This window comes from Hydrogenoanaerobacterium saccharovorans (assembly GCF_016901815.1).
Lineage (GTDB): Bacteria > Bacillota > Clostridia > Oscillospirales > Ruminococcaceae > Avimicrobium > Avimicrobium caecorum.
The window spans coordinates 58413-82665 of the sequence record NZ_JACSNR010000001.1 but is presented as its reverse complement, the minus strand read 5'-3'; the positions used below and the strand labels follow the sequence as shown (position 1 = coordinate 82665).

The window sequence follows — 24253 nt, the reverse complement described above, 5'->3', positions numbered from 1 at the left end:
AGATACAATAAAAAATCCCCTGTGAGTTTTCACAGGGGATTTTTTATATTGTGTTATTCTCCGACAGCTTCAGCTTTGGCAGCCTCAGCCTGGGCAGCAGCCAGACGCTTGGCCTTGGCTGTTTTCTGTGCCTTGATGACCTTCAGACGGGAGAACTCTTCCCGGTCCTTTTCATCCAGCGAGTCGGAAATGAACTTTACCGTACTCTCCAGATTGGGGATCACCACATTCTTCAGGGCGTTGGCCCGGCGCTGGGTCTTGACGATGGCGTCGGACAGTCCGGCAGCAGCATTTTCGATCTCCGACAGGGTGATGGAGATCTCCTTTACCCGCTGGAAGCACATGAAGGCATAGTCCAGCTGGGAGTTGCTGTCATAGAGGCCGTAGGAGAGGACCACCGGCTTCTTCTCATACTTGATGATGGGAATATCCACGCCCATAACACTGCGGTAACCAATGGTGATGCCGTCGTCCAGCGGAACGCTTTCGGCGATCTCGTTGATCATACCCAGGGTGATATTGGCGTTGCGCAGGGCAGCATAGGCCTGATCGAAGATCTCATCCACTTCGTTGCGGAGCTTCTGAGCCTGATCCACCAGACCCATCATCTCCCGGATGAGGATATTGCGCTTCTTATCCATGAGGTCATAGCCCATGGTGGAGAGCGCCAGGGTCTTTTTGGTGGCGATCAGATTACCTTTGGTGGGAAAGACCTGCTGTGCCATTATGCCTCACCCCGCATCTCTTTAAGCAGTGCGGCGCCCCGTTCCGGGTGATATTTCTCCTCCAGCAGTTTGTTGTCCACACGGTCCAGCTCGCTCTGGGGCAGGATAGAAAGCAGATCCCAGCCCAGATCCAGGGTTTCGTCGATGGTGCGGTCGGTATCAAAGCCCTGGTCGAGGAAGTAGTGCTCGAAGGCCTTGCCGAAGTCCATGTAGAGCTTATCCGAAGCGGACAGCTCCTCTTCACCGATAACCGAAGCCAGAGCCTTGGCATCCTGTACCTTGGCGTAGGAGGCAAAGAGCTGGTTGGATACTGCCGAGTGGTCGGCACGGGTATAGCCTTCACCGATGCCGTCCTTCATCAGACGGGACAGGGAGGGCAGTACCGAGATAGGCGGATAGATGCCGTTCTGATCCAGCGAGCGGTCCAGAACGATCTGACCCTCGGTGATATAACCGGTGAGGTCCGGAACCGGGTGGGTAATATCATCGTTGGGCATGGTCAGGATGGGGATCTGGGTAACCGAACCCTTGGCGGTATCGATGACACCGGCGCGCTCATAGAGCGAAGCCAGGTCGGAATACAGATAGCCCGGGTAGCCCTTACGACCGGGGATCTCGCCCTTGGAAGAGGAGAACTCACGCAGCGCTTCACAGTAGGAAGTGATGTCGGTCATGATTACCAGAATGTGCATATCCTTCTCAAAGGCCAGATATTCGGCAGTGGTCAGGGCACACTTGGGGGTGAGGATACGCTCGATGATGGGGTCATTGGACAGGTTGAGGAACATGACAACCCGGTCCATAACGCCGGTTTCCTCAAAGCTGCGGCGGAAGTAGTCGGCTACGTCGTTGGTAACGCCCATGGCGGCAAAGACGATACCGAATTCCTGCCCCTCTTCAGCAGCGATGTTGGCCTGCTTTACGATCTGGGCAGCCAGCTTGTTGTGCTGCATACCGGAACCGGAGAAGATGGGCAGCTTCTGACCGCGGATCAGGGTCATCAGACAGTCGATGGCGGAAATACCGGTGTTGATGTAGTTCCGGGGATAGGTACGGGAAACAGGATTCAGCGGCTTGCCGTTGATGTCCTCCTTCTTTTCCCAGTAGATCTCGCCCAGGCCATCGATGGGACGGCCGGAGCCGTTCAGAACACGGCCCAGCAGCTCCTTGGAGAGGCTCATCTCCACAGGATGTCCCAGAATGGTGGTAGTGGTGTTCTGCAGGGAGAGACCGCGGGTACCTTCGAATACCTGGATGATGCAGCGGTCACCGTCCATCTGCACGATACGACCGGTACGGGTGGTGCCGTCCTGGAGTTCCAGTTCCACCATTTCCTCATAACCGGCGCCATGGATGCCGTCCAGTGCTACAAGGGGGCCGTTGATCTCGCTAAGTCCCACAATTTTCAGACTCATACTTTACTCGCTCCTCCCTTGTTAAATGACGGCAGCCAGAGCCTGGTCGATCTTGGTGTAGTAATCGTCCAGCATTTCCAGCTTGCTGTTGGGTACATCGTACTTGATCTTGACCACTTCGCCGAAGATGCCGGTTTCCAGAATGGCGGAAATGGCATGACCCTTCTTGATCATAGCGGCGCACTGGTCGTAGAGATACAGGATTACCTTCATCATGCCCAGCTGCTTTTCCAGCGGTACATAGGTATCCTCGGCATGGTAGGCGTTCTGCTGCAGGAAGCCCACACGGATTACCTTGGCGGTTTCAATGACCAGCTTCTGGTCGTCAGGCAGTACATCGGAACCGATGAGCTTGACGATCTCCATCAGGTCATTTTCCTCATGGAGCAGGGTGGCGATCCGCTGACGGTCTGCCATGAATTCCCGGCCCACATTGGCGCTGTACCAGCGGTTGAGGGTGTCCACATATTCGCTGTAACTGGTGTTCCAGTTGATGGCGGGATAGTGACGGGCATAGGCCAGGCTCTTGTCCAGAGCCCAGAAGCAGCGTACAAAACGCTTGGTGTTCTGGGTAACCGGCTCGGAGAAGTCGGAACCCTGGGGAGATACCGCACCGATGATGGTGACAGAACCCTCAGCGCCGTTCAGGGACACAGTGTAGCCGGCACGCTCATAGAACTGGGAAATACGGGAGGGCAGATAAGCCGGGAAGCCCTCTTCAGCGGGCATTTCCTCCAGACGGCCGGAGATCTCACGCAGAGCCTCGGCCCAACGGGAGGTGGAGTCTGCCATGATGGCGACATGGTAACCCATATCGCGGTAGTATTCCGCCAGGGTGATGCCAGTGTAGATGGATGCCTCACGGGCAGCTACGGGCATATTGGATGTATTGGCGATGAGCACGGTACGGGCAGTGAGCTTCTGACCGCTCTTGGGGTCGATCAGCTCAGAGAACTCCTTCAGTACCTGGGTCATCTCGTTGCCGCGTTCGCCGCAGCCCACATAGACGATAATATCGGCATCGCACCACTTAGCCAGCTGGTGCTGGGTCATGGTCTTACCGGTACCGAAACCGCCGGGGATGGCAGCGGTGCCGCCCTTGGCGATGGGGAACATGGTGTCGATGACACGCTGACCGGTGATCAGAGGACGCTCAATGGGCATCCGCTTGAGGATCGGGCGCTCTACTCGGATCGGCCACTTCTGGCACAGGGTGAGCTCATGCTCGACGCCGTCCTTGTCCACCAGCTTCACAACACAGTCGTTGACGGTGTACTGACCGTTGGTCATAACAGCGGAAACCCGCCCGCTCAGGTTCGGGGGCACCATGCAGCGGTGCTCGATGAGCGGGGTTTCGGGGCAGGTGGCATAGATGTCGCCGCCCCTCAGTTCATCGCCCACCGATACCTTGATGGTGACATCCCACTTGCGCTCGGGGTCGAGGGAGGGGATGCTGCTGCCGGTGCCGATGAATGCGCCGTCGGTCTTTTCGATGTCCTCCAGAGGACGCTCGATACCGTCGAAAATATTGGAGATAATACCGGGGCCCAGGGTCGCGGACAGGGGAGCGCCGGTACCGATGATCTCCTCACCGACCCGCAGGCCGGTAGTAGTTTCATATACCTGGATGGTAGTGCGTTCCGCGCTGATGGAGATTACCTCACCGATCAGCTTCTTGGAGCCCACATAGACCATCTCCTGCATCGTCAGATCGGTGGGGCCCTTGATGGTCACAACCGGTCCGTTGATGGAATTGATCAGATTGCTGCTCAAACGATTTCACCTCCGTAAAGTTTTACAGTGTGATGTCCAGTTTGGAATTGCTGAAGAACCACTGCTTCTGTCCTTCCAGTGCGGCGTCCAGACTCAGGTCCAGACGGGTGCGTCCATCGGCGCTCACTGCGATCAGGCCGCCCAGATGGATCTCGGGCGAAGCAGCGGCAGTGCAGCCGGGCAGGGCCTTGGTCAGCGCATCGGCATAGGAGAGATCCTCCTGGCGCAGATAGAGAGTACCGCCGGCAAAATCACCCTGGGCGGCAGCTTCTGCGGCCTTGGCGTTCAGGAATGCTGCATAGTCACTGCCGGCAGTAAATTCCGAAAGGCGCTCAGCAGCCTGTGCAAATACATTGGACATATATTTCTCACGGATGGAAAACAGTTCTTTTCTCAGGCGATCCTTTTCACTGAAGGCTGCAGCCCGGGACTGTCCGTCGATTTCCCGGAGCTCTGCCTCGAAATACTTGGCGGCTTCGGCATCGGCAGCAGCTTTCAGGCCGGCCCGCTGTGTTTCCAGATCGCTCTGGGTCTCCTCTTCAATGGTGCTGCATTCGCTTCTGGCAATGTTCATGATCTCTTCTGCGAACTTTGCCAGCTTTTTCTGCAGGTTCTTGTCTTCTGCCATAGATTTCACCTCACAAGTTGATGCCCAGGGACTCATGGACATACCGTTCCAGTCCCTTGGTGGCACTTTCGCCGCTGCGGTCGGAAATTCGGGTCATGACCGGCAGGCGGTTATCCCGCCGGATGGCGGTGAGTTCCGGCTCACACTGGTCCATCAGTTCACCGGTGATGAGCAGGATTCCCACCTCTTTTGCGGCGACGATTTCCCGGATCTTGTCCAAAGCCTCGGTGCGGTTCTCGACCACAGCGCCGTCCATACCGGCCAGACGCATGCCCAGATACACATCAGGCTTATCGCTCAGAACAAAGAATTTCATCTCTGCACCTGCTTTTTTCAGGACAAAAGGGGGATTAAAGCTTGTTGATGATCAGGATGGAGATCAGCAGACCATAGATCGCGATACCTTCACCGAGTACAACGAAGATGATTGCCTTACCGAAGGCCTTGGGGTCCTCGGAAACAGCGCCGATGGCAGCGGGAGCAGCGGAAGCAACGGCAACACCGGCGCCGATGGCAGCCAGACCAGTTACCAGAGCGGCAGCCAGGAAGCCCATACCCTGGGCATTGGTGCCCATGATGGAGGCAACAGTGCCGGCAGTTTCAGCGAAGGCAACACCCGAAGCGGGAACTGCCACAGCGCAGATGCAGGCCAGAGCGAAGGCACCGAAGTGCAGGGCGAAACGGTTGCGGATAGCGGACTTGCCAGTTACCTTACCCTGAGCAACACTTACCAGGGGAGCAGCGATGAGCAGAACGGCGATAGCGGGAACGATCAGTGTGAGAATAGACATAAGTAATTCCTCCAAAAAGTAGATTCAAGAAAGATTGTATCTATGTTCAGGGCAGGGGGTTATTCGCCGGCTGCCTGAGCGTCCATGGAAACGGGGGCATAGGGAACGCCCTGACCGTCAAAGTAGCGGCTGAACAGTTCATAGAACTCCAGACGCAGCGACTGAATGCCTACGATGAAGCCTTCCAGTGCCATAACGAAGATGTTGCCGAAGATCAGCACGATGATGCTGCCGGCTCCGGTGAACATCTCAGTGAGGGTGAGCACAACCGACATCATACCGGCATGGCTGATGATGAAGCCGCCCACACGCATGAACGAAAGGGTGTTGGTGACGAAGCTCAGCACCACATCGAACAGCTCGAAGAAGCCCTCGATGATGAAGGAGCCGACGCCGCCTTCCAGTTCAAAATGTTCGCCCTTGGCAAGCCGGCCCAGGGGTTCCTTGAGGAAGATCACCAGGATCGGCAGTACCAGCAGGCCCAGGATATAGGGCAGGGTGAACAGGTTCGGGCCGCCGGTGAGCATGGAAACCATGCCAGCCAGCACAGCGCCGTAAAAGACCAGACCAGCCACACCGTTGTTGGAGAACAGCGCCTTTTCCCAGTCGCGGTTGCGCAGGCCGGTGAACACATTGATGAGCATTGCCATAACGATCATGGCAACACCCAGGGCAATGGCAGCCATCAGCAGGGTGTTGATGGTTTCACCGTCCATGACCTCCACCGGCTTGCCGGGCAGACCCAGCACATCGGTGTAGAAGGGATCAAGCACATGTTCCAGGCCGAATACCGAGCCATAGATGGTGCCGAAGATGGCAGCGGAGATACCGATGCGCTCGAGGATCTTGCCGAAGTTCATCTTCTTGACCCGATCCAGGAAGAGTCCCAGAGCGGCGATGACCAGACCCTGTCCCAGGTCGCCGAACATGATGCCGAACAGCAGGATATAAGTCCAGGCCAGGAAGGAGGTGGGGTCGGTTTCGTTGTAGCCCGGAGTGCCGTACATATCCACGAACATCTCGAAGGGCTTGACGATGAAGTTGTTCTTGAGCTTGGTGGGCGCCTGGAAGCGCTTGTCGCTGTCATGGGCAGTGATCTCAACGGTGAGGTTGGGGTCCAGCTCATGCAGCTTCTTCTCCAGGGCAGCAGTTTCCTTTTCCGGGACAAAGCCCACCAGGATAAAGCTGTCATCATGGATGCTCACATGGCGGCGCAGCTCGAACGAACGGCTCAGGTACTGAAGAGTGGCATAGAGAATGCTGCACATATCGAAGTTCTGATCGATGGTTTCATGGATCAGTTCATCGGTGGTAGCCAGTTCCCGGTCAGCCTCCTCAATGGCATTGCGCAGATGTTCGAAGGTCTGTCCCGGAACACCGTGCACATATTCGGGAATCCATACCCGCTCAAAGAACAGCGAGGAGAGGATCTCATCCACTTCAGCCACATGGATCTTGTCGGTGAAGCAGAAGCCCCAGACAAATTCCCCATCCTCACTCAGCGGCTGGAAGAAGAAGAGCCGGTCGTCATAATACTTGAGCTTCTGATAGCTGTCCGAGGGAATCCGTCCGAACCGTACCTGCAGGTATTTGCTGGCGAAGATGTCGTCCAGGCTGACACTGAGGTTTTCCATATGGGAAAGCTGTTCAATGGCGCTGGAACCGCGTTCCTTGGCAGCCAGCAGGAGCTGCTTCTGTTCGGTGAGCTGACGGATCTCTGCTTCGAAGGCGAAATCGGTAACGGTTCCGTCCTCCTCGGAGAAATTGGGTACCCAGGCTTTTTCAAACCCGGCTTCAGCAAAGAGGTGATCCACTTCCTCCATGCTCTGACGGCTGGCACTGTAAATACACCAGCAGTCGTTCACTTTTTCGATCAGGGGAACAAAGAAGAACTTGGAACCGCTCATCTCCTGGAAACGGTCCACCTGTGCAGTGGGCAGTTTACCGAACCGGGTTTCGAGGTATTTTCCCTCGATTCCCAGGAGCAGGGTAGCCGCAATCTCCATTTTCTCCCGGTCGATCTTCTGCTTGGGAGCAAAGTCAACCCCACAGTCTTTGGCGATCTGGTCAAGTTTGGACAGGATCGGCAGATAGGGATTTACAGCATCGAACGGATGATAACCATCGGCTCCTGCTTTTTCCGAAACATGTTCGGGGTGGAAGAATCCGCCCTCAAAGCAGGTGGTAAGAGCCGCGTTCATCTTGTTCAGATTGCCTGTGACTTTCACAAGCTTCATTTTTTCGATGGACATCTCTGAGTCAAAACCTCCTGACTATGTAAAATATTAAATAATGACAAGAAGCTGCATGATTTCGCTGGGGTCCATACCATAGCGTACCGCTTCAACGATACGCACAATGTTGTCGATCTCCATTTCGCTGTGGAACATATAGCAGACAAATGCCACAGCCGGCTGCTGGGTACGGCGCATATAGCGCTGACTGAGCAGACTGCGGATTGCCTGGGAACCAAGTCCGATGGACTGGATTTCCCCATCACCGATGCCGGCGATGTACCGGCCGTTTTTCAGTGTATTGAGGTAATCCTCCGCGGTTTTGGCACGCAGTGCGGTGTCCAGCAGCTTCATGGGAGGTTCCCGCCAGAAGTCGAGCATATAGCCCTTGATATCCTCCGGAGTCATATCCGGATAATACTTCTTCAGACGGTAACCGATGATGCCGTTTTCCAGGGCGATTTTGGTCGCCATGATGTCATCAATTTCCCGGCGGGTCTCACCGGAGAAGGTCCGGGAAACAATGGCTTTGAGATTCTCATAATAGCAGTTCATCAGAGCCATTTCACAGCCGGCATAGTTGATGATGGGGTTCTTTTTATCCGTACTGCGGTAGCGCAGCAGCGGATCATGGTATTCAGTGCCTTCCAGAGCCTCCAGGAGTTCATCATAGGTTTTCACCTTGGAGAGCTTGCCCAGACCAATGCGCAGATCGCTCTCAGCAAAGGCCGGATAGCTGACGATGAATTCACTGGTACGCCCGATGTTGATGAGCCGGATCATCTGCAGGATCAGCTGGATCTCCACCAGGTTCAGTACATAGCTGCGGTAGAATTCCCGGGTTTTGGGAGTGGCGTACTTGACCAGATCCAGGTACTTGTTGTACCGGCCCTTGTGCAGAATGCTTTCCAGCTGATCGCTGCGCACGGTAGCGGGCTGTACTGTATTCAGCACTTCGGTGAGATGGGTACGCTCCTTCAGATATGCAGCGATTTCGGAGGTGGTGTGCTTTCTGCACAGTTCTTCATACTGACTCCGGACGATCCGACGGCCATACAACGCATGGACTTTGGCGGAAATGGCATTTTCGGAAAAATCTGTCCTCATAATACCCTCCTTTACTTATTAAAATAGGGAAGCTGTATGGTCAGTTTACCCGAGTGCAGTTTTCCACGATGGCATCCACCCAGCTGCTGCAGCCGGCATTGTAGGTGCTCTCCAGAGCGGACCGGTTCTTTTCATACTCAGCGGCATAGGCGTTTTTGAGTTTTTCGGTATCAGCCTTGGCCTGTTTGCGGTATTCTTCCGCTTTGGCGCGGGCCTCATTCATAGCGGTCATGTCGATCTCTTTTTTGACGGCTGCCAGATTGGCAATCGACGATTCACGCTGCTTCGAGGCATTCTCTACCATCTCGCGGGCGCTGCGGTCGATTTCCAGCAGCTTGTCAATGATATTATCCATAGACGCACTTCCTCCTAACATCAATGGTATTTAACCAACATATTCTACTCCTTTAATATGGATTATTCAATCGGCAAATTGATGAAAAATCAGGGGTATGCTTAGAAAGTTTAAGCATATCATCAAACAGTCAAAATCTGCGGGAAGCGCCATGGAAAGCGGATTGACGCCGTGATATTCCAAATTGAATAATGATGGATTTCCTCTGTCAAAAAAAGGGGATTGGAGTGGCAGTATCGGGAAGCATGGCGGGATTTATGCATAAATCGGGTCACTTTTCTGTCACCAAGATCATATTCAATATTGCCGAAAAAATAACAACTCATTTGTGCATTTTGCCATTTGATAATTTTGGCAAAGAAGAAAAAACTGCTTGCAATTTGTAAAATCCTATGGTATACTATTAAAGTACCTTGGGGGTGTAGCTCACTTGGGAGAGCGCTTGAATGGCATTCAAGAGGTAGTCGGTTCGATCCCGATCATCTCCACCAGGAAAAAAAGCACGACGTCAGTCGTGCTTTTTTGTTTTATCCGCCAGGGGCGTTTTGGGCTTACTTTGCTGCCCCACTCGGGTGTGTCGCTGGTGTTTGCGGGGATCGCAGTGTCGGTTCTGGAGGGCTCGGCTCCCGAGTATGCGCCGCTGATTCAGGGCACCATCGCAGCCGCGGCGGTCATCAATGAGATCATTGCGGTGTTTATGGCAAAGAAGGGCTTTGAATGGGCCGGTGAACTGGGCCAGGCCGGGAAGTATACAGCATCAGCAGAGGCGGCGGATGCCCGGTAGCCCGTCCCCCGAGGAAACTCCTCCGGCACACAGGGAAAATCACAGGAAGGCATCCGGTTCCGGGTGCCTTTTCTGATATAGAAAGATCTTGGAACCCCGGATGTCCGCTGAGGCGTCCGTGGATTTTTGCCTTTTGTAATCTGCCTAACAGCCAGGGCCTCTGCTGCTATGGTAGAGTGAAAAGCAGAGCGGACAGCGACTGTCCGGATTTGTCTGAAAGGGGAAGATCGGTATGAAAATTCCATCAGGGCACAGTTTTTATGGACAGGAGGTAGGAGTGCTGGTGTTCCGGGGCAAGTCGCCGCGGATTCCGGGCGATGCCGGGCATGCGGGGTCCTTCGGGTATCCGGTCCGCTATCAGATTGTGGACTGCGGTTTTATGGATCTGGTGGAGGGCTCCGGTGAAACGCTGGAAAAGCTCCGCCAGGCCTGCAAACAGCTGCAGGAGGAGGGAATCCGGGGCGTTGTAGCGGATTGCGGCCTGGTTTCCCTCTATCAGCGGGAGCTGGGGGAGGAGCTTTTGTTTGTGGGCTCCTCACTCTGTCAGATCCCGGTGATCTGGCAGATGATCGGACACAGCGGCGTTATCGGGGTCATCACCGGGCATTCCGGGCTGCTGCGGGAGAGCCATCTCCGCCATTCCGGCTGGCGGGAGGAGATGGAGCTGGCGATCCAGGGCATGGAAAACCAGCCGCATTTTTCTGAGGTGGTGATCCGGGGCGAGGGCAATCTGGACCCTGCCCGTATGGAAGCGGAAGTGATTGCCGCTGCCCAGGAGCTGCAGGCACAGATCCCGGGACTTCGGGCAGTGGTGCTGGAGTGCAGCAACCTTGCCACCTATTCCAGGGCGGTGTCGGAGGCACTGGGTCTGCCGGTATTCGATACCATCTCGGCAGCGAACCTGATGGCCTATGGGCTCTGCCCGCCCCATTACTGCTGACGCATAGAAAATCACCCCGGCTCATTCGGGTACAGAGCCGGGGTGATTTTTATGCAGGGATATTATTCGGGGAGGGTATAGAGCATGGTCACATGGGGAACGCCTTCCTTGTCGAATACATCCGACTGGCGCACAAATTCCAGGTCAGTATAGAATTTCTCCAGATAGGCCATGGCGGAGATCCGCACAGCGGGGCAGTTTCCATGGGTAGTGAGCCAGGCACAGGCCCGGCGCACCAGTTCGCCGCCGACTCCCTGGTGCCGGGCAGAGGCCTTCACTGAAAGCCGCCCGAAGGAGTTCTCCTCATAGCCGTCATAATGCAGCTCGGCCGGGAGCAGGCGCACATAGCCCACCAGATTTCCCGCATCGTCCCAGGCGGTCATGTGCAGGGCTGTTTTGTCAAAGGGATCAAAATCGTGGTAGATGCAGCGCTGCTCCAGCACGAATACTTCGAACCGGTGGGACAGGATCTCATACAGCGTCTGGGTATCCAGTTCCTCAAATGAATTGATCTGATAGCGCATTTCTCATTCCTCCTGTTCAGCGCTGTACAAACTTTTCCAGGTCAAGCACCGCGCAGGTCAGCAGCTTGGCCCGGGTGTAGAGTGTTTCCACCAGGGCATATTCCTTGCTGGAGTGGTTGAACTGTCCACAGACTCCCATGGCACAGATGGTCGGCACCCCGGCAATGGTAAAGTAGCAGGCATCCGAGCCGCCGCCCAGATTGATTTTTCCCATGTCCCCCATGCCGAGTTCCCGGGAAACCTCTGCCACAAAGTCTGCCAGAGCAGTGCCGTCCGGTGTTTCGTCAAAGGGCACCTGGTACTCCTTGTAGATGCAGTCTGTGTGCGTGCCGTCAATGTGGCTGTGGGCGGCAATGCGCTCAAAGGCCTCCTTGACCCGCTGGGCCTCCTCGAACTTGCGGTAGCGCACATCAAAATAGAGGTGGCAGTGATCGGGAATGCCATTGGGAACCGTGCCGCCCTTGATGACAGTCGGGGTCACGGTGGTGCCCAGCTCCAGATCGTTGAGCTCTGCCAGCTCGATTTCCTTGTAGGCCATCTCCAGTACGGCGTTCCGTCCGCTGTGGAAGTCGTTTCCGGCATGCGCCGCGGTTCCCCGGACGGTCAGTTCGCCTTCGCCGCCGCCTTTGCGCCCGATGCAGATATCGTTGTTCACCCGTCCGGTCTCCATATTGAAGCAGCAGAGAGCACCTTTTGCCAGACGGATCAGCAGCTGCGGGGTATCGGCATCGAAATGGCCCTTGTCCTCATCGCCGGCGAGGATAAACTTCACCGGGCGTTCTGCCCAGCCCAATGCCTGGAGGGCCTTCACTACCCAGATGGCAATGACAATACCGCCCTTCATATCCAGACAGCCCAGACCATAGGCTTTTCCCTGGCTGTCCACCCGGAAATGCGGGGTGCCGTCCCATTCATTGTCGGCGCCGGGGACGGGATTTTCCACTGGGGAGGAATTGACCGTGTCATAATGTCCGCCGAACAGCACCGGCTGACCGGGACGATCCGCACCCCAGACGGCTTCCAGGGTACAGCTGTTGACCGGCCCGACATCATGGGCAGTTACAGTCATGCCGGTTTCCTCCAGGACAGCGGTGAGTTTTTCTGCCATCCGCATTGCAGCTTCCCGGTCCCGGGCCTGACTGGGCGTATTGACAAAATCCTCCCACATGGCAAGCATATCGGAGCGATGGGAGTCGATGAATTCAAATACCTGGGTATAGAGTGTTTTCATAATACGGCCTCCTTGATCGAAAACTATATGGATCATGCCATCAATCACCTTGAATTTAGCAAATTTTCATAGAAAAGTATGTTAACTGGTTAATATTTTGAGAAAATAGAGGAAAAAAGACCGCATTCTGTAAATCTCTCAAAAAAGCAGAAATGACCCTTGACAAACAGCGGGAGGTCTGGTATTATAATAAAGCACTTGATTCGTGTATCACCTGTGGGGGTGTAGCTCACTTGGGAGAGCGCTTGAATGGCATTCAAGAGGTAGTCGGTTCGATCCCGATCATCTCCACCACAATAATCCTGTTCTGACTTTGGTTGGAGCAGGATTTTTTCATTGTACAGAAAAAGAGGACTGTCCCCGGATGGGGAGAGTCCTCTTTTTTGCCGGGTCACAGCGGACGGCGGAGCCGGAGTAGTTCAGCGTAAGAATGGTGGAAGCCGGTGCGCGGATGATGAAATGGGACGATCCGCAGGCACTGGAACCATCGGCGTTGGTCGCGAAATACACCCCGGTTTCCAGGTGTGCCGTTCCGTTATAGCTGGGTGTGATCTGCATATAATTCGGCGTGGAGAACAGCCCGGATACCTTGTAGGAGATCAGGTAGTAGCCCGGCTCCAGCCCGATGTGCTCCGGGTCGGACAAGGTGATGTTGCCGGTGGTATCCGGAACCGACTGCACCAGCGGAATCAGCGAATTCTGCTGCAGGGAGTATTCGGCGTTGTGGAAGGACGCAAATACATTGTCCGGGACATCCACCGAGGGCCCGGTTGGCCCGGTGGGGCCCGGAGCCCCGGGTTCTCCTGAAGATCCTGCCGGACCGGTCGGGCCAGTGGCTCCCGGTGCCCCGGCAGGGCCGGTGGGTCCGGCTGCTCCGGTTGCACCCGTGGGACCAGTGGCCCCCGCAGCCCCGGTGGGACCGGTCGGCCCTGCCGCACCCGCAGGCCCGGCAGCTCCAGCAAGGCCGGTCGCTCCGGTCGGGCCGGTTGCCCCGGTCGGCCCGGGGAGCCCCAGCCGTCCGGCGGGTCCCGGAGGCCCGGTCACGCCGGTGGGACCGGTTGGGCCAGTGGGGCCTGCCATGCCTGTGGGCCCAATAGCTCCGGTGGGGCCGGTCGCTCCGATAGGGCCAGCCGGGCCGGTTACACCTGCTGCTCCTGTGGGACCAGTGGCGCCGGTAAGTCCGGCAGCTCCAGTCGGCCCGGTTGCGCCTGTGGGGCCAGGGAATCCGAGCCTGCCTGCAGGTCCCGGTGGACCAGTGGGGCCAGTGGGTCCGGTCGGGCCAGTCGGACCAGTGGGAGCGTTGTATGGCCCGGAGGGGTGCAGAGGGGCACAGTACGGGCAGTCAGGACAGTGCCTGTTGCAATAGAACATGATGGTTCCTCCTTTCCAGACAGTCACATTCCATTCTATTCCGGATGGGAGAAAGGCATTCATGCCGAAAAGCAGCTTATCACCCAAAATAAAAAAGCGCCGGTGCAGATACCGACGCTTTTTTGAGTAAGGGAGGATCAGGAGTTGGCAGCCTCGTCCATAACAGCCTGCTTTCTGTTTTCCAGAGCCTGCAGGTCGATGGCACCGGACTTCAGACGGATCAGAGCGATTACAACGCAGACAACGCACATGGCAACAACCAGCAGCATACCGGTCAGATCCATGGTAACGAACAGGTTGTAGGCAACGATCAGGTCGCAGATACCAGCGATGACGCAGAGCACATTGAAGATGGGAGTGGGCATATGGATGACACTTTCATTCCACTGCTTGGGGAACTTCTTGACGATCTTGATCAGCGAGATATTCTGTGCGAAGCACATGAGCATCGACGGGATCATGGTCAGCGAGACGATGGAATCCAGGCTGAATCCGAAGATGATCGGCAGAATGGAGAACAGATAGAAGGTGAGCTGAATCACCCAGGGATAGCCGCTCTTGGTGGTCATTTTGAAGAAGTCAGGCAGCCAGCCGTCCTGTGCAACCCGCATTGCCGGGTAACGCATCATGGCGATACCGCTGATCAGCGAGGTGGCGATGGTAAATACCGCGCCGCCGATGATGAAGATCACATAGAGCCAGTTGGGGAAGATGGCCTGGGCAACCAGAGCCAGGTTCTTGTTTGCGACCTGTTCGATGGGGAGAACACCGGCAGCAACCACAGCCATCAGACCGTAGATCAGAGCCAGGCAGACTGTGATGAGCAGTACGCCCAGCGGGATAGTGCGCTTGGAGTTCTTGGTGACCGACATCATGGCGATGGGGGACATGGTAGTACCCTGGCAGGCGAAGGCCATGATGGACAGGGATACGATGAAGCCGGAAGCACCGCCGGCGAACATGCCGTCCAGATCAAAGAAGCCGGGCTGAACCTTGGGCAGGCCCATGATAACGAACAGGGCGATGGATGCGATCAGAACGACTGTCATCACATTGTTGATCTTGGAAACGAAGCTGGAGCCCTTGATGGTGGCGGCAAAGAACAGGGTGATGATGCCGACACCGACCAGCTTGGTGTATTCGCCGATGACCGGGAATACCATGGAGGCGTAGTCCGAGATGGCGCCGCCGTACATGGCGAAGCCGATACCGCCCATCATGGTAAATATGGCGCTTACACCGGTAAGGGTGGGATTGAAGAGCATAGCCTTCATATCATAGTCGCCGCCCTCGAGGACGAACATGGAGCTCATAACCACATGGAAGAAATACGCCGTGAGCATGAACAGACAGCCGAAGGCGACAGAGATGAAGATGGAACGACCGGTAGCAGCAATACCGGAGCCCATCATGACGAAGGTACCAGAACCGATGGCACCTCCGAGGCCCAGACAGAAGATGTCAAACAGGCCAAGTTGTTTACCTTCCTTTTCCATACATAGAACCTTCTTCAGTATAAAACACAGCCCGAAAGCTGTATGAAGCAGCAAAATCACAGATTGTAAGAACAATACAGGAATAGAAGGATTTAGCATTTCTAACTATCTGACATCATAGAACTATTTATGAAAAATTCAATAAATATTCGCGAATTTTGGATATATATACGAAATAGGAATTGCAAATTTTGCTATGATACTACTTTACATTGCGGGAATTTTGTTTTCTGCCCGAAAAAAGATATGGAATCGTATAATACATAAATCACCCTTTTGCTTTGCAAAAGAAAAAGTCCCGCCGTGGAGCGGGACTTTTGTTTCTGGAATCCGGGTCAGCGGAATGGGGATCAGCCCTTGTAGACTACGCCACCCTTCATAACAAAGGAGCAGTTTGCCATCACCTTGATGTCGTCCATGGGAGAGGCATCAAAGGCAACAATATCAGCCAGCTTGCCGGCTTCGATGGTGCCGATCTGCTTATCCATCTTCATCATTTCAGCGTTGATGCGGGTGGCAGCCTGGAGAATGTATTCGGTGGTGAAGCCGGCCTTCTTCATCAGTTCGAATTCAAAGGCCTGTTCGCCGTGCCGGTTGAAGGGAGTACCGGTATCAGTACCGAAGCCGATCTTGACGCCCTTTGCCATGCACTTCTTCAGGTTCTCGTAGTGGTTTTCCAGGCAGCGCTCTGCCTTCTCCACAGCCCAGGCGGGGATACCGGAGGCAACGCCGTTGACTACGATGTTGTGGGCGGCAATAATGGTGGGGATCAGGTAGGTGCCATGCTCTGCCATCATATCCATGCACTCCTCGTCCATGAGCATGCCGTGCTCGATGGAGGTGATGCCGGCCCGGACAGCGATTTTGATGCCCTCAGCGCCATGGGCATGGGCAGAGGTGATCTTGCCCTTGGAGGCAGCCACATCAATGATAGCCTTCATCTCCTCATAGGTCAGCTCGGGAGCGCCGGGCTCGTCGCCGAAGGACATTACGCCGCCGGTTGCCATGATCTTGATCTGGTCAGCGCCATACTTGAAAGCGGTACGGGCAGCCTTGCGTCCGGCATCCGGGCCGTCGATGATCTGACCGAAGGCATGCTTGCCGGTTACGCAGGGCAGGAAGTGGGAGTCGGCATGACCGCCGGTGCCTCCGATGGCCTCACCGGAGCAGGAGATGCGGGGACCGACGATCTTGCCGGCATTGATGGCATCCCGGACAGCCACATCAGAATAGCCCTGGGCGCCTTCATCACGCAGGGTGGTGAAGCCAGCCATCAGGTCACGCTGGGCATAGATCATGGAGTTGATGGCTGCAGTAGCGTCGCTGGTGACAGCATACTGCATGGAAGCCTCGCCGTTCATGTTGATGTGCACATGGGCATCGATCAGGCCAGGCATTACAAACTTGCCCGAGAGATCGATCACTTCAGCGTCCTTGCAGCATACATCGGCAGCAGGAGCCACTTCTGTGATCTTGTTTCCGTCAATGACAACGGCAATGTCCTTGAGAACCTTACCAGTATTGGAATCGAAGAACTGACCGCATTTGATTACTTTTTTCATGATATGGATTCTCCTTTTCAAAACAGGGAAACCGCACAGCTGCAGTTTCCCTGAAATTTGTGGTATTGAATTTTAGAAGATAAGGGGAGTGATGATGCCGGCGAATATTACCGAAGCGATGGATACTGTTGTGAAGCCGCCAACCAGCATTCTGGGGAGCAGTACATTGGAAACAGCAGCCTTTTCCTCCGAAGAGGCACTCAGAGCATTGACTACATCATCGGTAACGATCTGGGTACCGGGATAGCCCATCAGAGCGCACATACCGATTGCGATCGACATGTAAACCGAGTAGCCCAGGAATTTACCGGCAATTACCGAGAAGATGGCAATACCGATGGCACCGAATACCAGGGTGCCTACCAGCGGGATCACCATGTCCAGCAGGGATTCGGGAGTAACCGAAGTGAAGCTGTTGGGGGTCAGCGAGTAGAGGCACAGCATGGTAAAGCCATACAGACCAGCCTTCTGGAGGCCGTTCTTAACCAGGAAGCCAACTTCACCAAAGACGATACCGAACAGCAGGTAAGCTACATTGGGGTTCAGGTAGTAGTTGGTGGGGTTGGAACCGGGGATAATGGTCAGGTTGGAGATGAAGTAAGCAATGATTGCAATGATTGCAACACGCATGCAGATGATAGCAGTGGTCTGGTACTGAACCGGACCATCACCCATCAGATGGATGCTGAACTTCTTTTTCTTTTCAGTGTCCATCATCACATCGGAAGGACCAATGGCAAGCAGGTGCTTGTTGTTGAGCAGACGCTCGGATTCCTTCTTGAGCATGAAGGACGAAACGGGCATACCAATGAACATCTGGAAGGATACAACCAGCATGGCGAAGGCGCCATATTCCGGCTTGCCGGCTGCGACAGCCGCTTCATTGGTGATGATCGCCGCGATGGTACCGCCGGCGATGGGAGAGGAGGCGCTAAGAGCGTACTCTCTTGTGAACAGCATGCTGCTCACTGTAAAGGAGATCAGTGCCAGACCAACGAGACCGATTAGAGCGATGGCCACTGTCTTCCATTCCGAGAGCAACTGGGAAATACTGATCGATGTACCGAGGTTAACCAGCAGCAGCGGAATCATAAATGCTGTCAGCATGGTCGGCATCCCGGTGGACGCGACCGAGTCTGTGGGAATGATGCCGGTCCAATATCCTGCGATGTACACGACAGCCGCGATAATAATTCCAGATATCAGACCTTTGGTTTTGTATGAGACTACGTCTCCCACTGCGAATACAATCAGAAACACAGTCAGGGAGAAAAGTGGTGTCCACAAGTTTTCCATCTCATAACCTCCTTCAAAAAAGATTTTCTTACACTATATCACTAAAGCGTGGGTTTGTCACTATCTTTTTTCATACTTTGGTAACATTTTGTACCTACGCACGATTTACATCGCTAAAGTTAAAAATGCTTGTGCAAAATGTAGAAAAAATGGCAGAACAAGCCAAATGTACCAAAAACTTTTATTTGCGAAAATCATTAAAACTTCAAATAAACATCTATTGAATGCGGTCTGATAAGATGTTTAAGGTATGCTGACCATCAATGGGTATCCATAAGTTTTATGAATGGCAGCCATTGTCAGAGGTGCGTTCCTGCATGAAATACGGGCCGGAAGGTGCTTTTTCAGGGAGATTCTGCATCATTTCCGGCAAACTGAACAAATCCAGGGCAATAAAAAACAGACCCCCAAAGGGAGGTCTGTTGCAGAAAGGCTATTCAGCGGAGTCCGGTTCTGTCCGGATTTCACGCCCGAAGCGGAACTCGTACCACAGCAGCGGCACCAGAGCCAGCCCGGCATAGAGGGCAAAGGCCAGCCCCGCTGTGAGCGGGAAGGAGAAGGCGGTCAGGGCGGTCATATCGCTGTGATAGGCGCCGACAGTGATGCTCAGCAGGACTGCGCTCACCATCAGGGTGTTGACCATCAGACCCCGGCCCCGTTCCTGCTGGGCGGCCCGCAGAGCCATGGCCCAGTCGGCGGCGGAATCAGCGGGATGCCGTTCCATGGCGGCAAAGATAGCGGTGATGTCATAGACCGCAAAGACCACCAGCGAGAGGGCTGCCAGAATGGTGCTGAAGTCGAATACCACACCCACCAGAGCAGAGAGCGCGCACATTCCCAGCAGGCTGAACAGGATGCCGAGCATTCCGGCAGCGGCGGCAGGGGAGCTCTGGAGCCGGCGGCAGCGCAGAAGCAGATACAGCGCCGAGATACCCAGCAGGACGATCAGGCAGAGCAGATAGTCCACTGTGGAGCGCACGGCGGTACCCAGGCTCTGGGAGATGCCGGCGGTGGTCTGGAAGGTCCAGCCGGGGAAGCTGTTGATCAGGGCATAGGTCAGATCCTGGAAGTCATCGTATGGGATCTCGTCGGTGGGGTCCAGCCGCAGCTGGAGCAGCCACAGGTTCTCCTGGGCCGAGGACGGGACCAGGGAACCCTCCACAGGGAGCCCCAGGGTGTCCGAAGCGGTCTGGATCAGTGAGGACTCGGCAAGCTGTTGCTCCTCCTCGTCGTTGAAAACGGCATGGATGCGGTATTCCAGCCCCACGCCGCCTCCCAGGGCCGGGGAGATCTCCGGCGGCAGGAGCAGCAGCACCGCAGCCAGGAGCAGGACGAACAGTCCGGTGAACGCAAAGATTTTCCGGCGATTCCGGGTCAGATCAATCATGGCGGACACCTCCATACAGCACCGGGTCACGCAGGGCCGGATATTTGGTCAGGGACCGCATCATGGAATGGGCGATCCAGTTGCAGGAAATATAGTTTGCGGCGATTCCAGCCAGCACAGCATATAAGAAGGAGTGCAGCGACTGGGCAGCCACAGTCTGCTGTCCCTGGAGCAGACCAGCCAGGGTCTGGGCAGGGGTCAGCCAGGTGAGATCGGTGACAAATCCGCTCACCGCAGTCAGGAGCAGGATCAGCAGAAAGACCAGGGTGGTATGTCCGTCGAACAGGGTGGAATAGGTGCGCTTGAATCCGTGATTGACTGCGTAGTCCAGATTCCTGCCGCCCAGGAGTTCCGCCTTGATGTGTTCGGCGGTGTTGACGCTGGTATTGACTCCGAAGCCCATGGTGAGCAGGATGCCGAGCAGTCCCGACACGGTGAGCTGAACCGGCTGCACCAGCGGCACAAGACCGGTGAAAGCAGCCAGGGTGAGTTCCAGCTGAATGACCAGAGCCGTCAAGCCCACAGCGCCGGGCAGACGGTAGAGTGCGAGCATGAGCACAGCCAGCAGGATCAGCCCCAGACCGGCAGAGCGGCAGAGGGTGGTGAGCATCTGGCTGCCCTGGGCCGGGGAGATGACCGAGAAGTCCTCAGCGGTGAGGGACAGGGGCAGGGAACGGGCATTGATTTCCGCAGCCAGACGGATGGCGGAATCAGCGGTGAATTCCCCGGTGATGACCGGCTCCACTGGTTCATTGCGGGTGTAGATCACCGAGATGAGCTGGTTGTCCATCCAGACGGAGATATTGCGTCCGGCCTCAGCCAGCCGGGCAGCGGCGGCATCAAATTTGCTCTGACCGTCCTCGGTCAGGGAGAGCCGCACGGAAATGGTGTTGGTATCCCGGTCGCCAGAGGCCTGGGCGGAGACAATATCCTTTTCCTCCAGCAGGATTTCACCGGTGGGACGGCCCTGTTCATCCGAGGCGATGCCATCCCGGACGGTCAGGGCATTGCGGGAGGTGAGAGCTGAAACAATCTCAGGGTAGTCGGACTGGGAAACGCCTGATTGATTGGGGAAGCGCACCAGCAGACGGCTCTCCTCCGAATCCACCGTGACTTCCGCATTCTGGATGCCGAGGTAGTCCAGCCGTTTCATCAGGACTTCCCGGGCATTGTCCAGGAGCTGCTGTTCCGCAGGCAGACCGGATTCGGGCTGCAGGGCCAGTTCCAGACCGCCGGTGAGATCACTGCCCAGATTGAGGTCATCCACGCCGCGGACAATGGTCCGGACTGTGTCGCCGTACTGGAAACGCAGTCCGTTCACAGTCAGAAGCCCGAACAGGAGCATTGCTCCGGCCCAGATGAAGATCCATGCTTTTTCCAGCTTTTTCATGCCTGCCTCCCAACTGCCGCAAAACCGGATCTGCCGGTATAAAAACAGGCAGGACCCGGTGCGGTGATTCTGTGAACATTATATTGTAACCATACCAAAAAGTCAATCGAACAGGCGGCTGCCATCCGGGCAGAAAAATGCGTCTGCCATACCGGCAGACGCAGGAATTTCCCCATAAAAGGATCAGCCATGCAGACCATCGGACTGCAGCTGCATATTTTCCAGAACGATGTCATGGATCTCACCCAGGGAAGCACAGTATTCCAGTACCAGCCAGGGCTCATTGGTATGATAGTGGATCTTGATGAGATCCTCATCGCCTACCACCAGCAGGCAGTCGCCCTTGAAATGCTCCACAAAATAATCGTAAATAGCATCTTCATCCAGACCGGTGCCTTCAATGAGCAGCTGGGTATCAAATTTGTATTCGATCATGGCAATACCTCCTTATTATAGAATGTACAGTACCTTCAGTATAGCATAACCGGGCATGGAAATCCATTCCCCCGGCATAAAAAACAGACGGCCCCCGGAAACCGGGAACCGTCTGGCTATGGAGATCTTACAGAATGATGTTGGTCTGGTGACCGTCCATCCACTGGGCAATGTTGTCAAAGACAATTTTACAGCGGGCTTCCATCGACTCAGCCGAAGCAAAGGCCACATGGGGAGTTACGATGGTGTTCTTGCTGTGCAGCAGCGGGTGAGCGGGGTCCAGCGGAGGCTCGGTCTCAAAGACGTCAATGCCTGCGCCGCCGAGATAGCCGCTGTTGAGAGCATCTGCCAGGGCCTGGGAATCCACCACAGGACCACGGGCTGCGTTGATAAGCAGAGCGCCGGGCTTCATCTTGGCGATGGTATCCTTGTTGATCATGCCGCGGGAGTCCTCATTGAGGGGGCAGTGCAGCGATACGATGTCCGAACGGGAGAGCAGTTCTTCCAGGGAGACGAACTCGATGTAATCGGGCTCATTGCCGCGGACATGGCGCTTGTTGCCGAGGATCTTGCAGCCGAAGGCATGGCAGAGCTCAGCGGTACGGGTACCGATGGCGCCGACACCGACAATGCCGACGGTCTTGCCCATGAGCTCCACACCCACCAGGCCGTCCTTGGTCTGACCGGCACGGCAGCGGGCTTCCACCTGGGGCACATTGCGCAGCAGAGCCAGCATCATGCAGAGGACGAGTTCCGACACAGCCTCATTGGAATAGCCGGCGGCATTGGAAACCTTGACGCCCTTGGCCTTGGCAGCTTCCAGGTCCACATGATCCACACCGGTGAAGGCCACATCAATATACTTGAGGTTGGGGCAGGCGGAGATCACTTCCCCGGACAGGGGCATATTGGCGATCATAATGACATCGGCGTCCTTGGCACGCTCGATCTGTACCTTGGGATCGGTGTCCTTGGGATAGGCCTTGAAGGTGTGACCAGCATCGATCAGCGGCTTGGCACAGGCGTTCAGGACTTCATCCGGCACGCTCAGCGATTCGAGAAGTACAATATTCATGGCGGTTTGACATCCTCCTTGGAAAAATTTTGAGGTTCTGAGCTAATTATAACACAGCCACCCCCGCCGTCAAGGGTGCAGCAGCCGGATCTGTGCCGTATCCGGACGGTTTTTTGTATTGCGGAATCAGGGCAGCAGCTCGATGCGGCTGGTGGCGATCCGTTCCTGGAATGCCCGGTCGTGTTCAATCAGGATCATGGTGGGGCAGCACTCCAGAATCAGGTTTTCGATCTGCATACGGGAATAGAGGTCGATATAGTTGAGCGGCTCGTCCCATAGATAGAGATGGGCGTGTTCGCAGAGGCTTCTGGCGAGAAGCACCTTCTTCTTCTGACCGGCAGAGAGGGACTCCAGCGGCTTATCAAACTGGACCCGTTCAAAGTCCAGTTTGCGCAGCAGGGTGAGGAACCGGGTCAGATCCAGCTGGTGCTGTCGGGCAAAGTCCGAAAGACTGCCGGAGAGGTGCCCGGTATCCTGGGGCAGGCAGGAGAGGATCAGGCCGGAGCGCAGGGTGACAGTGCCGGTGTGGGCCAGGGGTTCACCCGCAAGCAGCCGGAGCAGGCTGCTCTTTCCGCTGCCGTTGGGGCCGGTGAGCAGCAGACGGTCGCCCTGTTGGATCTCAAAGCGCACCGGTTCACACACTGGTCTGCCATCGTAGCAGACAGCGGCGTCCTGGACGGTGAGCAATGTGCGGCTGTGGTAGGTCAGGGGCTGGATCAGCAGTTTTTCGGCGGTCTCCCGGTCCCGGAGCAGGGCAGACTTTTCCTCAATGGCATCCTGACGCCGGGCTTCAATGGCTTTGGAGCGCTTCATCATCTTGGCAGCTTTATGCCCGATAAAGCCTCGGTCCACCGGCCCGCTGCCGAACTTGGCGGATTCCGCCCGGTCCGACCAGTCCGAGGCTCTGCGCGCGGAGTCCCGGAGCCGCCGGATCTCCTTCTGAAGCCGCTGGGACTGTTCCTCTTCGGACTGCTGGCGGCGCTGAAAGTTTTCCAGCCAGTCGGAAAAACGACCGGCCTGTACCTCCACGCCGGAACGGTTCAGAGAGAGAATATGGTCGGTGCAGCTATCCAGGAATGCACGGTCGTGTGAGATGAGGATATAGCCTTTCTGGCGCTGCAGCCAGCGGCTGAGAATTTCCCGTCCATGGGTGTCCAGATGGTTGGTGGGCTCATCGATCAGCGGGAAGCAGCCCTCCCGGAGGAAGAGTGCTGCCAGCAGAACCTTGGTCTGTTCGCCGCCCGAGAGAGTGCGGAAGGGCTGCCAGAGCAGGTCAGGGGAGAGCTCCAGCTGCGCAAATTCCCGCAGAAACTGCCACTGGGCTGCCTCTGGAGCAATCTCCTCCAGGACATCAGCGGTGAGCTGTTCCGGGTCTGGAACCGGACAGGGGAAGTATCCGAAGGACACCGAGGACTGGATTGATCCGGTATATTCATATTCTCCCTGCAGCAGACGGAGCAGGGTAGTCTTACCCCGGCCATTGCGTCCGGTGAAGCCCAGCTTCCAGTCGGTGTCAATCTGAAAGCTGCAGTTTTCAAAAATATTGTGATAGCTGCCCGGATAGGCAAAGGTCAGGTTTTCCACTTTGATCATGGACATAGAGGAATGGCACCTCCGATCATAAAGGGGCCAGCCGCGCAAAAAAGCCGCAGGAACAACGATTCCTGCGGCTCGGCAAAAGGCGCTTTGTCCCCGGTCAGGGCAGTACAAAGGCAGAAAGGTACGGATCGTTTT

At 55.7% G+C, this 24253-nt stretch carries 22 protein-coding genes, 2 tRNA genes and 1 pseudogene; 5 read left to right on the top strand and 20 right to left on the bottom strand.

The window, feature by feature from the left end:
* Nucleotides 1-53: 53 nt before the first annotated feature.
* Genes H9X81_RS00430 through H9X81_RS00390 form a run of 9 tightly spaced genes read right to left on the bottom strand, consistent with a single transcriptional unit; the run spans nt 54 to nt 9028 of the window.
* Entirely contained in the window at nt 54-725 is a 672-nt protein-coding gene (locus tag H9X81_RS00430; protein ID WP_204719192.1) for a V-type ATP synthase subunit D, read from the bottom strand.
* A complete protein-coding gene (locus H9X81_RS00425; RefSeq protein ID WP_204719191.1) occupies nt 725-2140 on the bottom strand; it encodes a V-type ATP synthase subunit B in 1416 nt (471 codons plus the stop codon). The genes H9X81_RS00430 and H9X81_RS00425 overlap by 1 nt, the downstream gene beginning before the upstream one ends.
* Before the next feature lie 21 nt (nt 2141-2161).
* The gene (locus H9X81_RS00420; protein ID WP_204719190.1) at nt 2162-3913 is read right to left on the bottom strand and encodes a V-type ATP synthase subunit A; all 1752 of its coding nucleotides are present in this window, start codon (nt 3911-3913) and stop codon (nt 2162-2164) included.
* A gap of 22 nt (nt 3914-3935) precedes the next feature.
* Entirely contained in the window at nt 3936-4541 is a 606-nt protein-coding gene (locus H9X81_RS00415) for a V-type ATP synthase subunit E (protein WP_204719189.1), read from the bottom strand.
* Between the two features lie 10 nt (nt 4542-4551).
* Complete coding sequence (locus H9X81_RS00410; RefSeq protein WP_177504151.1) at nt 4552-4857, bottom strand: V-type ATP synthase subunit F; 306 nt, start codon at nt 4855-4857, stop codon at nt 4552-4554.
* 34 nt (nt 4858-4891) lie between these two features.
* Nucleotides 4892-5332 (bottom strand): ATP synthase subunit C, encoded by a 441-nt coding sequence (locus H9X81_RS00405; protein ID WP_177504149.1) that lies wholly within the window; start codon nt 5330-5332, stop codon nt 4892-4894.
* Between the two features lie 59 nt (nt 5333-5391).
* Nucleotides 5392-7584, bottom strand: a complete 2193-nt coding sequence (locus H9X81_RS00400; RefSeq protein ID WP_204719188.1) for a V-type ATP synthase subunit I — start codon at nt 7582-7584, stop codon at nt 5392-5394.
* A 33-nt stretch (nt 7585-7617) separates the two neighbouring features.
* Nucleotides 7618-8673 (bottom strand): V-type ATPase subunit, encoded by a 1056-nt coding sequence (locus tag H9X81_RS00395; protein ID WP_204719187.1) that lies wholly within the window; start codon nt 8671-8673, stop codon nt 7618-7620.
* Between the two features lie 40 nt (nt 8674-8713).
* Complete coding sequence (locus tag H9X81_RS00390) at nt 8714-9028, bottom strand: hypothetical protein (RefSeq protein WP_177504143.1); 315 nt, start codon at nt 9026-9028, stop codon at nt 8714-8716.
* A gap of 191 nt (nt 9029-9219) precedes the next feature.
* Here H9X81_RS00390 and H9X81_RS00385 point away from each other — a divergent pair, with 191 nt between their 5' ends.
* The 4 genes and pseudogenes from H9X81_RS00385 (at nt 9220) to H9X81_RS00370 (ending at nt 10752) form a co-directional block, all read left to right on the top strand.
* Nucleotides 9220-9414 (top strand): hypothetical protein, encoded by a 195-nt coding sequence (locus H9X81_RS00385; protein WP_204719186.1) that lies wholly within the window; start codon nt 9220-9222, stop codon nt 9412-9414.
* A gap of 29 nt (nt 9415-9443) precedes the next feature.
* Nucleotides 9444-9519 (top strand) — tRNA-Ala (locus H9X81_RS00380).
* A gap of 56 nt (nt 9520-9575) precedes the next feature.
* Nucleotides 9576-9812: pseudogene (locus H9X81_RS00375) on the top strand (hypothetical protein); the annotation flags it as partial.
* A gap of 232 nt (nt 9813-10044) precedes the next feature.
* A complete protein-coding gene (locus tag H9X81_RS00370) occupies nt 10045-10752 on the top strand; it encodes a hypothetical protein (RefSeq protein ID WP_204719185.1) in 708 nt (235 codons plus the stop codon).
* A gap of 62 nt (nt 10753-10814) precedes the next feature.
* On the opposite strand, the gene H9X81_RS00365 is transcribed toward H9X81_RS00370, so the two are convergent.
* Nucleotides 10815-11276, bottom strand: coding sequence for a GNAT family N-acetyltransferase (locus H9X81_RS00365; protein WP_204719184.1), 462 nt, complete (start codon nt 11274-11276; stop codon nt 10815-10817).
* 16 nt (nt 11277-11292) lie between these two features.
* Nucleotides 11293-12507, bottom strand: coding sequence for a M20/M25/M40 family metallo-hydrolase (locus H9X81_RS00360; RefSeq protein WP_204719183.1), 1215 nt, complete (start codon nt 12505-12507; stop codon nt 11293-11295).
* 218 nt (nt 12508-12725) lie between these two features.
* Here H9X81_RS00360 and H9X81_RS00355 point away from each other — a divergent pair.
* Nucleotides 12726-12801: transfer RNA gene (locus tag H9X81_RS00355), tRNA-Ala, on the top strand.
* Nucleotides 12802-12840: 39 nt separating this feature from the next.
* Here the strand turns inward: H9X81_RS00355 and H9X81_RS11715 are convergent.
* From H9X81_RS11715 to abc-f, 9 genes are all read right to left on the bottom strand, one after another.
* A complete protein-coding gene (locus H9X81_RS11715) occupies nt 12841-13266 on the bottom strand; it encodes a hypothetical protein (RefSeq protein ID WP_243423870.1) in 426 nt (141 codons plus the stop codon).
* A gap of 749 nt (nt 13267-14015) precedes the next feature.
* Nucleotides 14016-15374, bottom strand: coding sequence for an APC family permease (locus H9X81_RS00345; protein WP_204719181.1), 1359 nt, complete (start codon nt 15372-15374; stop codon nt 14016-14018).
* Nucleotides 15375-15724: 350 nt separating this feature from the next.
* Nucleotides 15725-16936, bottom strand: a complete 1212-nt coding sequence (locus tag H9X81_RS00340; protein ID WP_204719180.1) for a metal-dependent hydrolase family protein — start codon at nt 16934-16936, stop codon at nt 15725-15727.
* 72 nt (nt 16937-17008) lie between these two features.
* Nucleotides 17009-18043 carry a hypothetical protein gene (locus tag H9X81_RS00335; protein ID WP_177502456.1) on the bottom strand — a complete coding sequence of 345 codons (1035 nt, stop codon included), beginning with the start codon at nt 18041-18043 and terminating at the stop codon, nt 17009-17011.
* Nucleotides 18044-18665: 622 nt separating this feature from the next.
* Complete coding sequence (locus H9X81_RS00330; protein WP_204719179.1) at nt 18666-19619, bottom strand: hypothetical protein; 954 nt, start codon at nt 19617-19619, stop codon at nt 18666-18668.
* On the bottom strand, nt 19612-21009 hold the full coding sequence (locus tag H9X81_RS00325; protein WP_204719178.1) for a preprotein translocase subunit SecD: 1398 nt from the start codon (nt 21007-21009) through the stop codon (nt 19612-19614). The genes H9X81_RS00330 and H9X81_RS00325 overlap by 8 nt, the downstream gene beginning before the upstream one ends.
* A gap of 183 nt (nt 21010-21192) precedes the next feature.
* The gene (locus tag H9X81_RS00320) at nt 21193-21444 is read right to left on the bottom strand and encodes a kinase to dihydroxyacetone kinase (RefSeq protein ID WP_177502459.1); all 252 of its coding nucleotides are present in this window, start codon (nt 21442-21444) and stop codon (nt 21193-21195) included.
* Nucleotides 21445-21571: 127 nt separating this feature from the next.
* On the bottom strand, nt 21572-22519 hold the full coding sequence (locus H9X81_RS00315) for a 2-hydroxyacid dehydrogenase (protein ID WP_204719177.1): 948 nt from the start codon (nt 22517-22519) through the stop codon (nt 21572-21574).
* A gap of 126 nt (nt 22520-22645) precedes the next feature.
* Nucleotides 22646-24118 carry a ribosomal protection-like ABC-F family protein gene (gene abc-f / locus H9X81_RS00310; RefSeq protein WP_204719176.1) on the bottom strand — a complete coding sequence of 491 codons (1473 nt, stop codon included), beginning with the start codon at nt 24116-24118 and terminating at the stop codon, nt 22646-22648.
* Between the last annotated feature and the right edge of the window lie 135 nt (nt 24119-24253).